The organism is Pandoraea sp. (genome assembly GCF_004297875.1).
Lineage (GTDB): Bacteria > Pseudomonadota > Gammaproteobacteria > Burkholderiales > Burkholderiaceae > Pandoraea.
Genome location: NZ_SCSK01000061.1, coordinates 21,511 through 35,602 on the forward strand (window position 1 = coordinate 21,511; position 14,092 = coordinate 35,602).

Annotated in this window: 12 protein-coding genes and 1 tRNA gene; 3 read left to right on the top strand and 10 right to left on the bottom strand. The window is 63.6% G+C overall.

The genetic code is table 11. The features are described 5' to 3' along the window. Positions 1 to 3: 3 nt before the first annotated feature. The 7 genes from EPN80_RS17420 to EPN80_RS17450 form a co-directional block, all read right to left on the bottom strand. Positions 4 to 717: an ABC transporter ATP-binding protein gene (locus EPN80_RS17420; RefSeq protein ID WP_293030195.1), complete on the bottom strand. Its 714-nt coding sequence runs from the start codon at positions 715 to 717 to the stop codon at positions 4 to 6. Further along, positions 707 to 1,474 (bottom strand): ABC transporter ATP-binding protein, encoded by a 768-nt coding sequence (locus EPN80_RS17425; protein WP_293030198.1) that lies wholly within the window; start codon positions 1,472 to 1,474, stop codon positions 707 to 709. Before EPN80_RS17425 ends, EPN80_RS17420 begins: the two co-directional genes overlap by 11 nt. Next, on the bottom strand, positions 1,464 to 2,387 hold the full coding sequence (locus EPN80_RS17430) for a branched-chain amino acid ABC transporter permease (RefSeq protein WP_293030201.1): 924 nt from the start codon (positions 2,385 to 2,387) through the stop codon (positions 1,464 to 1,466). Before EPN80_RS17430 ends, EPN80_RS17425 begins: the two co-directional genes overlap by 11 nt. 32 nt (positions 2,388 to 2,419) lie before the next feature. Further along, positions 2,420 to 3,295 (bottom strand): branched-chain amino acid ABC transporter permease, encoded by an 876-nt coding sequence (locus EPN80_RS17435; protein WP_293030204.1) that lies wholly within the window; start codon positions 3,293 to 3,295, stop codon positions 2,420 to 2,422. Positions 3,296 to 3,360: 65 nt separating this feature from the next. Beyond that, positions 3,361 to 4,617, bottom strand: a complete 1,257-nt coding sequence (locus EPN80_RS17440) for an amino acid ABC transporter substrate-binding protein (protein ID WP_366929096.1) — start codon at positions 4,615 to 4,617, stop codon at positions 3,361 to 3,363. Positions 4,618 to 5,329: 712 nt separating this feature from the next. Next, a complete protein-coding gene (locus tag EPN80_RS17445; protein WP_293030207.1) occupies positions 5,330 to 6,643 on the bottom strand; it encodes an MFS transporter in 1,314 nt (437 codons plus the stop codon). An 85-nt stretch (positions 6,644 to 6,728) separates the two neighbouring features. Continuing rightward, positions 6,729 to 8,351 (bottom strand): gamma-glutamyltransferase family protein, encoded by a 1,623-nt coding sequence (locus EPN80_RS17450; RefSeq protein WP_293030210.1) that lies wholly within the window; start codon positions 8,349 to 8,351, stop codon positions 6,729 to 6,731. Positions 8,352 to 8,536: 185 nt separating this feature from the next. Here EPN80_RS17450 and EPN80_RS17455 point away from each other — a divergent pair, with 185 nt between their 5' ends. Next, positions 8,537 to 9,412, top strand: a complete 876-nt coding sequence (locus EPN80_RS17455; RefSeq protein ID WP_293030213.1) for a LysR family transcriptional regulator — start codon at positions 8,537 to 8,539, stop codon at positions 9,410 to 9,412. A gap of 30 nt (positions 9,413 to 9,442) precedes the next feature. Here the strand turns inward: EPN80_RS17455 and EPN80_RS17460 are convergent, their stop codons facing one another. Beyond that, positions 9,443 to 9,928 (bottom strand): adenosine-specific kinase, encoded by a 486-nt coding sequence (locus EPN80_RS17460; RefSeq protein ID WP_293030216.1) that lies wholly within the window; start codon positions 9,926 to 9,928, stop codon positions 9,443 to 9,445. Between the two features lie 441 nt (positions 9,929 to 10,369). On the opposite strand from EPN80_RS17460, the gene EPN80_RS17465 reads away from it, so the two are divergent. Both EPN80_RS17465 and treF read left to right on the top strand, forming a co-directional pair. Then, positions 10,370 to 11,131 carry a glucose 1-dehydrogenase gene (locus tag EPN80_RS17465; RefSeq protein ID WP_293030219.1) on the top strand — a complete coding sequence of 254 codons (762 nt, stop codon included), beginning with the start codon at positions 10,370 to 10,372 and terminating at the stop codon, positions 11,129 to 11,131. Between the two features lie 2 nt (positions 11,132 to 11,133). Further along, entirely contained in the window at positions 11,134 to 12,747 is a 1,614-nt protein-coding gene (gene treF, locus EPN80_RS17470; RefSeq protein WP_366468427.1) for an alpha,alpha-trehalase TreF, read from the top strand. Between the two features lie 106 nt (positions 12,748 to 12,853). On the opposite strand, the gene EPN80_RS17475 is transcribed toward treF, so the two are convergent. Together EPN80_RS17475 and dusA are read right to left on the bottom strand one after the other, a co-directional pair. Next, a tRNA-His gene (locus tag EPN80_RS17475) sits at positions 12,854 to 12,929 on the bottom strand. A 116-nt stretch (positions 12,930 to 13,045) separates the two neighbouring features. Further along, complete coding sequence (gene dusA / locus EPN80_RS17480; RefSeq protein WP_366468425.1) at positions 13,046 to 14,026, bottom strand: tRNA dihydrouridine(20/20a) synthase DusA; 981 nt, start codon at positions 14,024 to 14,026, stop codon at positions 13,046 to 13,048. Positions 14,027 to 14,092 lie beyond the last annotated feature (66 nt).

Genomic DNA, 14,092 nt, shown 5'->3' on the forward strand with positions numbered 1-14,092 from the left:
GGCTTACCCGGTGACGCCGAAGTAAGCGCGCCGCAGCGCGTCGTCGGCGTGCAGCGCCTCGACCGTGCCGCTGAAACCGACCCGCCCGCCCGAGAGCGTCACGACGTGATCGGCCAGCTCGAGAAATTTGATGTTCTGTTCAGCGATCAGCAATGACAGGCCGGTATTGCGGAATCGGCCAAGCACCTGGATCACTTCCTGCACGAACAGCGGCGAGAGCCCGGCCGACGGTTCATCCATCACCAGCAGCTTGGGGTCGCCGGCAAGCGCCTTGGCAATGCCGACCATCTTGCGCTGACCGCCCGACAGACTGCTGGCCAGCGCCTTGCGGCGCGTGGCGATGGCCGGGAAAACGTCATACAGCTCGTCCATGCGTTCGCGCAGCCGCTCGGCCGGCGTGAACTGTCCGCCGATGCGAATGTTCTCGTCAATCGACAGCCCCGGAAAGCAACCGATCTCCGACATATAGGAAATGCCGGCGCGCACCCGCTTGTCGGTGCGCGCGTGGGTCAGGTCGGCCCCCTCGAAAATGATCTCGCCCTGCCACGGCTTGATCAATCCCATGATGGTCTTGATCAGGGTGGTCTTGCCCGCGCCATTGGCGCCCAGCAGCACCACCGTCTGGGCGCGCTGGACCTGCAGGTCAGCGCCCCACAGCACCTGCACGCGGCCATAGCCGGCCTGCAGGTTCTTCACACTGAAAATTTCACTCGCCATGAGAGGTTCCCAGAAACACTTCGACCACCTGAGGATCCTGCACTGCGGCGGCCAGCTTGCCCTCGAAAATCTCCTTACCGGCATTGAGCACGATCACGCGATCGGTAACCGCCTCGAGAAACCCCATCAAGTGCTCGACCACCACTACCGCCACGCCCGAGCGGGCGATCGTGCGTAAATGCTCGGCCACATGCCCCATCTCGCCGGGATTCAGCCCGGCAGCCAGTTCATCGACGCACAGCAACTTGGGCTTGGTCGCCAGCGCGCGCGCCAGGTCGAGCATCTTCTGCTGAATACTGTTGAGTTCGTCGGCACGCCGCTCTGCCTGATCGGCAAGATCGAGCATCTCGAGAATGCGCGCCACATCGGCGTCACCCGCTCCACGCGCGCCATAGGTCGCGGCGATCTCGACGTTCTGCGCCACCGTCAGGCTCAAGAACGGCTTGGGAATCTGGAAGGTTCGGTTGATGCCGGCATGCACCAGCTTGTGCGACGGCAAGCCGCCGATCTCGCGTCCCTCGAACTCGATGGCGCCGCCGCTCGGGGCATAGATACCGGTGATCACATTGATGCACGTGGTCTTGCCCGAGCCGTTCGGGCCGACCAGGCCGACCACTTCGCCCGCATGCACGTTCAGGCTCACCTGGTCGAGCGCGACGAACCCGCCGAAGCGCTTGACCAGTTGCTTGACCGCCAAAAGCGGCGCGCCCTTGGCCGAGCCGGCCGATGCCGGCCTGTCGATTACTTCAGGGGACATCGACACCTCGCCGCTGTAAGAGGGATGTCAGGCCGTTGGGCAGGAACAGCACCAACAGCATGATCAGCGCCCCATAGATCAATTGAAAATATTGAGGAGTGGAAATGCCGATTGCGTTGTACAGCCCATAGAGCAGCAACACGCCGAGCACCGGACCGGTCACCGTCGCGACACCGCCGAACAGGGCGAACACCAGCGCGAACACGCTGAACTCGGCGCTGAACACCGTCTCCGGATAAAACACCGACACATACCAGGCGAAATCGCTGCCGATCAATCCGGCAATCAGCGCCGAGAGCAGCCACGCGACCGTGCGCCCGCGCACCACCGCCACGCCAGCCATCGACGCGCTGATCGGATCGTCCTTGATCGCCTGCAGCGACAGGCCGAAGCGCGAGTTGCGAAGATAGATCACCAGCAGTAGCGTGGCGGCCAGGATCAGCACACCGATGTGATAACTCAGTTGCGGATTGAACACCCCGGACAGGCTCACGCCATAGGGCCCCTTGGTCAGCGACTCCAGGCTCGGGTTGGAGATGACCTGATAGGCGGCCAGTGCGGCGGCCAGATTGGCAATCGCGAAATAAGCGCCGGACAGCCGCAGCAGCGGCGTCAGCACCACGCCCAGCAGCACGGCGGCCGCGGCGCCGAACAGCATGCCCACCAGCGGCGATGCGTGCAGGTGCATCACTGCCAGCGCGAAACCATACGCGCCCGCGCCGAAGAATCCGACGAACCCGAACGGCAGATACCCGGTGAACCCGTAAATCACATTGACGCCTTGCGCCAGGACCAGGTAGACCAGAAAATTGAACAGCAGCAACTGATTCGAATAGACATGCGGCAGTACCAGTGCGGCGCCCACTACGGGCACCAGCACCAGCAGGATATGGCGCAGGAACTTAGCACTCATGAATGTGACCGTCGATAAGGGGGAGATGAGCGCTAGGCACTGCGCACCTTTTTGCCCAACAAACCGCTGGGCCGGATCAGCAGGATCAGGATCAGCAGCACATAAGGCAGCAGGCCGGCCCACGAGCTGAAGTAGGTCTGCATCAGCATCTCGGAGACGCCGTAAATCAGGCCGCCCAGCACCGTGCCCATCGGGCTGCCCAGCGAGCCGATCACTATCACCGCGAACGACTGGATATTGATGTCGACGCCCATGGCCGGGCCGAAGCTGCCCAGCATGAACGGCGCGAACACCCCGCCGACGGCCGCCAGGGCCAGGCCTACGCCGAACGCAATGGCGGAGACCCGGTTCACGTCGATACCGGTGGCCAGCGCTTCGTCGCGATGCACCATCACTGCGCGCGTCAAACGGCCCAGGCGCGTGCGATAGAGGTAAAGATACAGGCATCCCACGGCCACCGCGCTGACCGCTCCACTGACGATCCACGCCGAGGGCAAGTTCTGGCCGAGTACATGCATCGGCGCGGTGCCCAGCACCCGCCCGGGAATCGAGCGATCGCTCGGCCCGAAACCGATCGTGGTGATCGCCTCGATCACCTGGCTGAAGCCGAAGAACAGGATGATCGACAACATCTCCGGATCCTTGGCCTTGAGCAGCCGGGGCACCAGCAGGTAATACAGCGGAATGCCCAGCGCGATGAAACCGACCGTGACGATCAGCACCGTCGCGATCGGATGAATGTGGAACAGGCTATAGAGCCAGAACGCGGAGAACGCGCCCAGCATCAGAAAATCGCCGTGGGCCAGGTTGACGATGCGCATCACCCCGAAAACGAGGTTCAGCCCCAGCCCCACCAGGCAGAAATACAGGCCAAAAACCAGGCCGGCGGTAATCGAATAAGTCAGCATCCGTCTACCTCCGGCCTACCCGTGAGAGACATTCGCGGCACGGTCATCAAGGGTACTGCTCCAGTTTATTGCTGCGGCGCCGGATAGATCGGTTTGCCAGTGGCAACTTCAGGCGGATACACCACCGTGAATTTCACGCTGCCCTTGCCGTCGGGAATGACCTGGCCCAGCGGCGTGATTTCACCGATCTGCGCGCCTGTTTCATCGATCTGGAAAGTACCGTCCAGCGTCTTGAGTTTGCCGGAGAAATCGCCGATGGTCTTGCGCAGTGCCAGTTGATCCATGCTCGGCGTTTTCGCCAGCGCATTCTCGAGCACCAGGCCCGTGGTATAGCCAGCGACTGCGTTAAAGCCGAAAGTGATCTTGCCGCCAGCGTTCTTCTTCTCCCATGCGGCGCGGTAGTCGTCCAGCCCCATGCCGAATTCCGGCTTGTAGTGCAGCACCGACGAGGTCACGTACGTATAGGTGTACTGCATCGCCTTGGCGCCGGCGGTCTCGAGCAGGTGCGACGTTTCCAGACCCGAATAGATATTGAAGACGAAGTTGAACTTCACCCCGGAGTCCTGCAGGTTGCGCAGGAAGGCGATATCGTTGTTGGGATAGCCGAGTTCGACCACGGCGTCAGGATTGGTCGCCTTGATGTTGTTGATCAGCACCGTGTAATTGGTGGTGCTGGTCGGCACGCCCTGGTCATAGACGATCTTGACCTTCGAGCCGGCCGCCTTGATGAAATTGCGCACGGCGGTGGCCTGCGTCCCGGTGAAATCGTTGGTCGCATACAGCAGCGCCACGCGCTTGACACCCAGTTTCGCGCCGTCGGTGGTCAGGAAGTCGGCGACATACTTCGGCCAGATGCTCGACACGGGATCGGCCGTCAGCACGATATAGGGATTGTCCTTGGAGAAAAACGAAGCGCCGGTGCCGGTCTGGTCGATCAGCAGCATCTTGTGCTCGCGTGCGATCGGCACCGCCACCGAGGTCAGCACCGAACCGGAATCGGCCACCAGAAGGTCGACCTTGTCTTGCGTGATCAGCTGGTTATAGAGCGTGGCGGCAGTCGCCGTATTGCTCTGATCGTCGTAAGCGACCAGCTTGATGGGAATCTTTTTGTTGTAGGGCTTGACGAACACGCCGCCCTCGGCGTTCTTTTGCTCGACCCAGAATTTGAGGCCGGAGTAAACCGGCATCGAGATCGCCGCGAAAGCGCCCGAAGAAGCATAGAGCGTCCCGATTTTTATTTCGGACGGTGCAGCTGGCGCGGCGTGCGCACTGACTGTTAGGACTGCTGCTGCGACAAAACCCGTAACCATTCTAGTCAGCATCGTGTCTCTCCTTATTACCCTTATGAGGTTATTACAAAACTTTGCCATGCCTATTCGTCATTGCATACCCGTGTTGCCCCTAATTTCCTTCCTGCCAATACTGCCTTCCGTCGTGCTTAGGGCTACTGCGCGAGCAGGCGCGCAACGGATGCGGCGTCGGGCCCGCGTCGTTCGGGTCGAAGAGCAATCGGCCGGGGCAACGGTTGCCCGCCGCCCGGTCTGGGTGGATGGGACGGATGTTCGAGAGAATATCGCGCACGTGCCGACGGTCCTGACCCCGAACCGGAACACCGTGTGTTTTGATTGACTCCGCGCATCGCGGCATGGCGACCGTCGCGGCAACTACGCCCCCGTATCAGCCAGCGAACCGCCTCGGCGCCACGGTATTCCGCGTTGTTCGCTTGCGAAAACACGGACATCACCGGACCCGGCAAAAGCGCCGGCCAGCGTAATGATCATCTACCCAATGGAAGGTCTCCTTTGTGACTGCTATCGATTTTTTTCTTTTAAGCCCAACGGTCCAACCTGTGCGCATTAGCCTGAACCTGGCCTCCAGGGTTGTCAAGTCATAAGTGTCGCCGGCCCACGCGATCGGGCCACGGCAGGGCCATCCCGGCTCGGCCAGTGCCAACCGGTTTCTGGCCAAGTGCCGGATCGACGGGGCTGGCAAGTGATCCGGGTGCGGCGTGCCGCCCGCTCTCGCGCGGCGCGCCTATGCGGTCAGCGCCCTTGCCGGCGCGCGCCGGCGCATCGCCAGCCCGACGACCACCAGCGCGACGCTGCTGATCACCGCCGCGGCCAGCACGTAATAGCTGGGGGCGAGCTTGTCGCCGGTCACGCCGATGAACCATGTGACGATGAATGGCGCAAAGCCGCCGAACACGGTCACGCCCAGGCTATAGGCCAGCGACAGCCCGGTCGAGCGGGCGCGCGTGGGGAAAATCTCCGACATCAGCGCCGGCATCGGCCCCGAGTAACTGGCCTTGAAAATTCCCGATAAAGCCATGAGCGCCATCAGCCAGCCGATGGTCGGATGATCGCGCAGCCAGTGGAACATCGGATAGATCGTCAGCGCCATCAAAATCGAGGTCGTGAGCATGATGCGAATCCGGCCGATGCGATCGGACAGCGCCCCCATCAGCGGCGAGAGCAGGAACTGCAGCCCGCCATTGAGCACCACCACGCCGAACGATTTGGCGGTCGACAACCCCAGTTCCTTGACGGCGTAGGTGGGCATATAGAGCTGCAGCACGTAGACCATCACGGTCGATTGGGCAACGATGCCCACGGCCACCAGCAGGTTCGCCACCTGGCTGTCGAACACCGCGGCACGAACGGGGGCCGACTGCTTCTTGTCCAGCAGGAACTCCGGCGTCTCGTCCAGATGACGGCGAATATAGTAACCAACGGGCCCGACCAGCAGCCCCAGGGCGAACGGCAGGCGCCAGCCCCATGAAACGATCTGATCGTGGCTCAGCCACGTATTGAGCAATGCGCCGACGGCCGAGGCGCTGATCGCCGCCAGGCCCTGGCTGGCGAATTGCCAACTGGCGAAATAGCCACGCCGGTTGGGACTGTGCTCGACCATGAAAGCGGTCGCACTGCCGAATTCGCCACCCACTGCGAAGCCCTGCACCAGGCGCGCGAGCAGCACCAGGATCGGCGCGGCCAGCCCGATGCTGCTGTAGGCGGGCATCACCGCGATCATGAACGTCGCCAGCACCATCAACAGGATCGACACCGTGAGCGAGGCGCGGCGCCCCTTGCGATCGGCATACAGGCCCAGCACGATCGCGCCGAACGGGCGCGTCAGAAATGACACGCCGAACGAGCCGACGGCCAGCAGCAGCGAGATCCATTGATCGTGCACGGGGAAGAACAGCTTGGCGATCACCGGCGCGAAAAAGCCGTAGACCAGAAAGTCATACCATTCGAGCGCGTTGCCGATCGACGACGAGATGACGATGCGGCGCACCGTCGATTTGCTCGGCGGCACGAACGCCGGTCCTGCGATGCCAGGGTTCATGGTGAGTCTCCTCCACTACTGATTTATTGATTTATTGATTTATTGATTTATTGATCTATTGCGTCAGACAGTCCTGCAAGCCCGCCTAGAAACCCGCCGCGTGCCCGTCGCGCCGGCTGTCGCTGGCCGCCACGTAGCCCTGGTCCGGGTCGTCCGACAGGCGCCAGATGAACTGGCCCGAGCCGAAATCCATGTACGGGTCGTCGATCGATTTGATCTGATGCCCGCGCGCCTGCAGCGCGGCCGCGGTGCCGGCGTCGAGCGTGGCTTCGACGTCGAGCGTGAAGTCGCGGTTGACCTTCCAGCGCGGCGCGTCGCACGCGGCCTGCGGCTGCTGGTGATAATCGAGCATGCGCACCAGCGTTTGCAGATGCCCCTGCGGCTGCATGTCGCCGCCCATCACGCCGAAGCTCATCACCGGCGCGCCGTCGCGCGTGAGGAAGGCCGGGATGATGGTATGGAACGGCCGCTTGCCGGGCGCGACCACGTTGGGCGAGGCCGGATCCATCGAAAAGCCGTAACCGCGATTCTGCAGGCTGATGCCGGTGCCCGGCACCACCACCCCGGAGCCAAAACCCATGTAGTTCGATTGAATGAAGGAAACCATCATGCCGCTCTCGTCGGCCGCGCTCAAATACACCGTGCCCCCCGCGCGCGGCATGCCGAAATCGAAATGTTTCGCGCGGCCCATGTCGATGAGCTTGGCGCGCTCGGCCAGATAGGTGTCGCTGAGCATCTCCTGCGGCGTGACCTCCATCGAGCGCGGATCGGAGACGTATCGGTAGATATCGGCAAAAGCCAGTTTCATCGCCTCGATCTGCAAATGCTGCGAATCCACCGAATCGACCGGCAGCCCAGCCAGATCGAAGCGATCGAGAATGCCCAGTGCGATCAGGGCGGCAATGCCCTGCCCGTTGGGCGGAATTTCGTGAACGTCATAGCCGCGATAGCGCTTGGCGATCGGCTTGACCCACTCGGGGCGATAGTCGCGCAAATCGGCCAGCGTCATCGCGCCGCCCGTCGCGGCGCTGTAGGCGGCAATCCGCTCGGCCAGCTCGCCCTCGTAGAAGGCGCGCCCGCCGGTCGCGCCGATTTGCCGCAGCGAGCGCGCGGCATCGGCCAGCACGAATTTTTCACCTACGCTCGGGGCGCGTCCGTGCGGCATGAAGGCCTGCGCGAAGCCCGGTTGGTCGCGCAGATCCGGGATCGCGGCAGCCCACTTGTGCGCGACGATCGGCGAGACCGCGTAGCCGCGTTCGGCGATTTCGGCGGCAGGCTCCAGCACGTCCGCAAATGGCAGCTTGCCGAACCGCTCGTGCAGCGCAGCCCACGCGGAGATTGCACCCGGCACGGTCACCACGTCCCAGCCGCGCACCGGCCGCCGGGCCTGGCCGTTACCCTCTTCGCCGTACTTGCGGCGGTAGTAGTCGGGGCTCCATGCCGCCGGCGCCACGCCCGAGGCGTTAAGGCCGTGCAGCTCGCGCCCGTCCCACAAAATCGCGAACGCGTCGCTGCCCAGGCCGCACGATACCGGCTCGACCACCGTCAGCGCGGCGGCTGCGGCAATCGCCGCGTCGACAGCGTTACCTCCGCGCAGCAGCATGCGCACGCCGGCCTGCGAGGCCAGCGGCTGGGAAGTCGAGACCGCATTGCGGGCAAACAGGGGGATGCGGACGGTCGGGTAAGGGTTATTCCAATTGAATGACATGATATGAGCTCGGCAGACGAAACCGGTGAAAATCCGGGGTGCCGCGCCAGCGCGGCAGTCGAGCGCAGGCGCGGCGCCCGGACCTTGGGTGACTCCTATTATCTGCACCCGACATTCACAAATAAAGCTAAAATTTCTTGCTTCTTATATAAGAAAATCTTGGATTAGATCGTTCCAGAGCCACCATGAGCAGTATTCGCTTTTTGCGCACCTTCATCGCTGTCGCACGCTATGGTTCGTTCGCCGCGGCGGCCGAGCGCGTGGCGCTCACGCAAGCTGCCGTGAGCATGCAAATGCAGGCGCTGGAGGCCGAGCTCAAGCATCCTTTATTCGATCGCAGCGGGCGCATGGCCAGCCTGAACAGCACCGGCCGGGCGATCCTGCCGCGCGCCGAGCAACTGGTCGCGCTGTACGACGACATGCGCGCCATCGGCGCGGACGCCAGCGAGGTGGTCGGGTCGGTGGCCATCGGTGCGGTGGTGTCAGTCATGGGGGCGCTTGCCTCGATGGTGGCGCAGCTCAAGGTCACGCATCCGCGCCTGGAGGTGCGGTTGATCACCGCTCGCTCGCTCGATCTGGCGGCCCAGCTGGAGGCCAGGGAAATCGACGCCGCGCTGGTCGTCGAGGGTGCGGGCAAGCTGCCCGCCGGCCTGGCCTGGACGCCGCTTTATTCAGAGCCGCTGGTGCTGGTGGCCAGCAGGAAAACCGGCCGCACGCCAGCGGCACAATTGCTGCGCACCCGGCCGTTCCTGCGCTTCGACCGCTCGCAACGCACCGGCGCGCTGATCGAGCGCACCTTGCGCAAACATCGCTGGGCAGTCAATGATTTCCTTGAACTCAGCGCTCTCGAGGCCATCGTCGAACTGGCCCGGCAAAATGTTGGCGTGGCAGTAGTGCCGCTGCTGCGAAACAACTCCTGGAAAACCGACCCGGCACTGCGCGTGCTGCCGCTGCCGCCATCGACTCCGCGTCGCGTAGTCGGCATGCTGGAGCGGCGCGAGCACGATCGCCATGCAATCACCACGGCGATTCGCCAGCGCATTCTCGATGGAATCGCGTAGACGCCGGCCGCGCGACGGGCGCTGCCGTGTTCAGAGCTTGTAGCCGATCTGGCGCAGCAGGTTCTTGCGCCACGCAATCTCCGCGTCGTCCTCGACACCCTTGGGCGATTGCCCGTCGACCACCCCCAGCACAGCCCGACCCTGTTCGGTCTGCGCCACGATCACCTGGGTCGGATTGGCCGTGGCGCAAAAGATCCGGCAGACTTCGGGCACCATTTTCAGGGCGTTGAGCACATTCAGCGGATAAAACCCCTGCGCCAGAAAAATGAAGAAGCTGTGCCCTGCGCCGAGCGCGACCGCATTGCGCCGGGCCAGTTCGAGCATATCCGGGTCGGTGCCCGACCATCTGACCAGGCATTTGCCCGATGCCTCGCAAAACGCGAGCCCGAACCGGATGCCGGGTACCGCGGCAACCAGCGCTTCGTGAATATCTTCCACCGACTTGATGAAATGCGTCTGGCCAAGAATGAAGTTGATCGTCTCCGGCTTGTCGATTGCAACGATCGTCAATTCCATGATTCGCACCTCCTGCGCCACTGCGCCGACCGGCGGTCAAAAAATGCGCCGCCCGACGCTCACAATGCGCCGTCAGCGCCGGGAATGCAAGGCCGCCAGCATGATGCGGATGAGGGGCATTTCCGCTGTCCATCCGGTGCGCCAGGACCTCATCTGACAAAATCGCCGGCTCGACGTATACTTAAAAGCGTGTAACCGTGTCGCCCGGCGCGCCGATCCAGACAGCATCGACGCAACGTTCGGGAGCGCGAAGCCTGCCAGGCTTCATTCATCGTACGTCTGAATACCTCTCACCATCGACGCTCGCGGCAGTGAGTGATTCACTGCCCGGGCTGGCGTATCGACCTGCCATCGCCCCCGCTTGCCCGACACGGCAATGCCTCGCGCCCTGCGCGACGGCCTCTTCTGCAACCACCCTTTCACAAGGAGATTGGCATGCGCATGAACGACACAGTAGCTCTGGTCACCGGCAGCGCCCAGGGCATCGGCCGCGCGATCGCCGTGCGGCTCGCCCAGGAAGGCGCCAAAATCGTCGTCGAGGATCGTCAGGATGCCGATGCAGCCGAGCAAACCCTGGCGCAAGTTCGCGCGGCCGGCAGCGATGGCTGCGTGATCGCTGGTGATGTCGGGCGCGTGCATGACGCGCATAGCGTGGTCGATGCGGCCGTGGCCAAGCTGGGCCGCATCGACGTGCTGGTCAACAATGCCGGCGTCGAGCGCAACGCACCGTTTCTCGACGTCAGCGAAGCCGATTACGACCTGGTGCTCGACGTCAATCTCAAGGGTGCCTTCTTCATGACCCAGGCCTTCGTGCATCACTTGCGCGACACGCGCCGCAGCGGGCGCATCGTCAACATCAGCTCGGTTCACGAGGAGCTGCCATTTCCGCACTTCACCAGCTATTGCGCCAGCAAGGGCGGCATGAAAATGATGATGCGCAACCTCGCGATCGAACTCGCGCCGCTGGGCATCACGGTCAATAACGTCGCGCCGGGCGCCGTGGGCACGGCAATCAACAACAAGCTGCTGCACGATCCGAAGGAACTCGGCGCGCTGCTGGCCAACATCCCGCTCAAGCGGCTGGGCAAGGTCGAGGACGTCGCCAACGCGGTGCTGTTTCTCGCCTCGGACGAGGCCAGCTATATCACGGGCACCACGGTCTACGTCGATGGCGGCCTGCTCTGGAATTACAGCGAGCAATGATCATGACGGCGACCAGCGACCAGATATTGGCCCGCGGCGGGCAAGCGGCGGGCGTCGAACACGTAGCGGCGGCCGACGTGCTGAGTCCGGCGGACCGCTATCAGGAGCTTTTTCGGGCCGTGCAAGGCGCGCGCATCTTCGACGACAGCAAGACCTTCGTCGACACCGTGCCGCGCCGCGACCCGGCCGACATCCTGCGCCGCTACCGGGAACTGTGCCATGAACCGGGCTTCGATCTGGCGCAGTTCGTTCACGCGCACTTTCAGCACGAACCGGTTCCCGTCAATCACTACGACTCCGATCCCGATCAATCGCTATGCGCGCACATCGATGGCCTGTGGGATGTGCTCACGCGTCGTCCGACGACGCACCCCGCCCGCAGCTCGCTGCTGCCCTTGCCCTTCGACTACGTCGTGCCGGGCGGCCGCTTCAGTGAGATGTATTACTGGGATTCCTATTTCACGATGCTGGGTTTGGTGCAGAGCGGCCGCCCCCACCTGCTACGCGCCATGGCCAACAATTTCGCGTTCCTGATCGATACTTACGGCCATATTCCCAACGGCAATCGCAGTTACTATCTGAGCCGCTCGCAGCCGCCGGTGTTCGCGCTGATGGTCGAGCTGTTCGAGACCCATGGCGTAAAACGCGCGGTGCATTATCTGCCCCAGCTCAAACGCGAGTATGCGTTCTGGATGGACGGGGCCGAGGCGCTCAGGCCCGGGCAAACGCACCGTCATCTGGTGTGCCTGCCCGACGGCGCGATACTCAACCGCTATTGGGACGAGCGCGATACGCCGCGCGAGGAAGGCTATCTGGAGGATGTCAACACCGCCGCCCGCTCGGGCCGCCCGCACGGCGAGGTCTACCGCGACCTGCGCGCGGGCGCCGCGTCGGGCTGGGACTTCAGCTCGCGCTGGCTGAGCGACCCGAATGACCTGTCGACCATTCGCACCACGGCGATCCTGCCGGTCGATCTGAACAGCTTCCTCTACAAGCTCGAACGCCAGATCGAGCGTCTGAGCCAGGCCAGCGGCGACAGCGCGGGCGCCGCCGCCTTTCACGCGCACGCCGACGCCCGGCGCGCGGCGGCCAGCCGCTATCTGTGGCACGAGACCGACGGCGCCTTCGTCGATTACGACTGGCAACTCGAGCGCCAGCGGCGCGAACTCTCGGCGGCAACCGCCACGCCGCTCTATGTCGGCATGGCCAGCCAGGCGCAGGCGCAGCGCGTGCGCGAAGCGATCGCCTCGCGCCTTTTGGTGCCGGGCGGATTGATGACCACCGAGCAGCCCAGCGACCAGCAATGGGACCGCGCCAATGGCTGGGCGCCGCTGCAATGGATCGCCATCGACGGGCTGCGCCGCTACGGCCTGCAAGCGCTGGGCGACGATATCGCGCACCGCTGGCTGGAAACGGTCAGCCGGCTCTACGAGCGCGAGAGCAAGCTGGTGGAAAAATACGCGCTACGCAGCGCCGGGCATGCCGAAACCGGCGGCAGCGGCGGCGAATATCCGCTGCAGGACGGCTTTGGCTGGACCAACGGCGTCACCCGCAAGCTGCTCGAGACGCATCCCACGCATTGGGCCCGCGACGCGCGCGCCGGACGTCGCCGCTGAACACACCGCGCAGCGCGGCATAACGCGAACGCACGGGCGAAGCTGCGTGGAGCCAGGCGCTAAATTTTTTAAAGGGGAAATTCGGCCGGACAGGCCAGGAAAACGGTGGGGTGACCGATGGGATTCGAACCCACGACAACCGGAATCACAATCCGGGACTCTACCAACTGAGCTACGGCCACCGTTGACATTGGCAAGGGAGCCCCCGCCGTCAAGAGGTGAGATTATACAAAGGTCTCCGCCGTTTTGCCAAGCCCTATCAACGCGCCGGGATCACAATTCCTGGCAACCGCCATGTTCAGGCCTCGGCGGCCTGCAGGAACGTGCGCGCGTGCGCGAACGCATGCACGCCGTCGCTGGCCAGGCGTTTGGATTCGGACAGCGTGCGGCGCCAGCCGCGGGCGCCCGACATGCCGCGATAGAGCCCCAGCGCGTGGCGCGTGATGGCGCCCAGGTAGGTACCCCGCGCCACCTGGCGAGCGGCGTATTCGATCAGCCCGGCTTCCACCGCCTCGCGGCTGACGATCGGCCCGGTCGCGCCATAGAAGCGCGCGTCCACGCCGGCCAGCAGGTAGGGATGATGATAGGCCTCGCGCCCGATCATCACGCCGTCGACGTGCTCGAGATGCATCGCGGCCGCGTCGAGCGTGTCGATGCCGCCGTTGATGATGATTTCCAGATGCGGAAATTCACGTTTCAGTCGATAAACGTAGTCGTATTTGAGCGGCGGAATCTCGCGGTTTTCCTTCGGGCTCAGTCCCTTGAGAATCGCGTTGCGCGCATGCACGATGAATGTTTCGCAGCCCGCATCGGCCACCTGCCCGACAAAATCACGCACGAAATCGTAGGCCTCGACGCTATCGATACCGATACGGTGCTTGACCGTCACCGGCACGCTTACCGCGTCTCGCATGGCCTTGACGCAATCGGCCACCAGCGCCGGCTCGGCCATCAGGCAGGCGCCGAACGCGCCGCGCTGCACCCGCTCGGACGGACAGCCGCAATTCAGGTTGATCTCGTCATAGCCCCACTGGGCGCCGAGCCGTGCGGCCTGCGCCAGATCGGCCGGCTCGCTGCCGCCCAACTGCAGGGCAACCGGATGCTCGGCGGCGTCGAAATCGAGGTGGCGCGGCACATCGCCGTGCAGCAGCGCGCCGGTCGTCACCATTTCGGTGTACAACCACGTGTGCCGCGACAACAGGCGATGAAAGTAGCGGCAATGACGATCAGTCCAATCCATCATTGGTGCCACGGAGATTCTGCGACCCGGGTATTTCAATGCGTGCCTCGTTTTACTCACCGGCCATCCGGCGGTTGCGCCGGCGTGCGGTCCCGCCTTCCGGCT

Coding starts and splice junctions, on each gene's coding strand:
- EPN80_RS17420 (WP_293030195.1), bottom strand. CDS start 717: ATGGCGAGTGAAATTTTCAGTGTGAAGAACCTGCAGGCCGGCTATGGC.
- EPN80_RS17425 (WP_293030198.1), bottom strand. CDS start 1,474: ATGTCCCCTGAAGTAATCGACAGGCCGGCATCGGCCGGCTCGGCCAAG.
- EPN80_RS17430 (WP_293030201.1), bottom strand. CDS start 2,387: ATGAGTGCTAAGTTCCTGCGCCATATCCTGCTGGTGCTGGTGCCCGTA.
- EPN80_RS17435 (WP_293030204.1), bottom strand. CDS start 3,295: ATGCTGACTTATTCGATTACCGCCGGCCTGGTTTTTGGCCTGTATTTC.
- EPN80_RS17440 (WP_366929096.1), bottom strand. CDS start 4,617: ATGCTGACTAGAATGGTTACGGGTTTTGTCGCAGCAGCAGTCCTAACA.
- EPN80_RS17445 (WP_293030207.1), bottom strand. CDS start 6,643: ATGAACCCTGGCATCGCAGGACCGGCGTTCGTGCCGCCGAGCAAATCG.
- EPN80_RS17450 (WP_293030210.1), bottom strand. CDS start 8,351: ATGTCATTCAATTGGAATAACCCTTACCCGACCGTCCGCATCCCCCTG.
- EPN80_RS17455 (WP_293030213.1), top strand. CDS start 8,537: ATGAGCAGTATTCGCTTTTTGCGCACCTTCATCGCTGTCGCACGCTAT.
- EPN80_RS17460 (WP_293030216.1), bottom strand. CDS start 9,928: ATGGAATTGACGATCGTTGCAATCGACAAGCCGGAGACGATCAACTTC.
- EPN80_RS17465 (WP_293030219.1), top strand. CDS start 10,370: ATGAACGACACAGTAGCTCTGGTCACCGGCAGCGCCCAGGGCATCGGC.
- treF (WP_366468427.1), top strand. CDS start 11,134: ATGACGGCGACCAGCGACCAGATATTGGCCCGCGGCGGGCAAGCGGCG.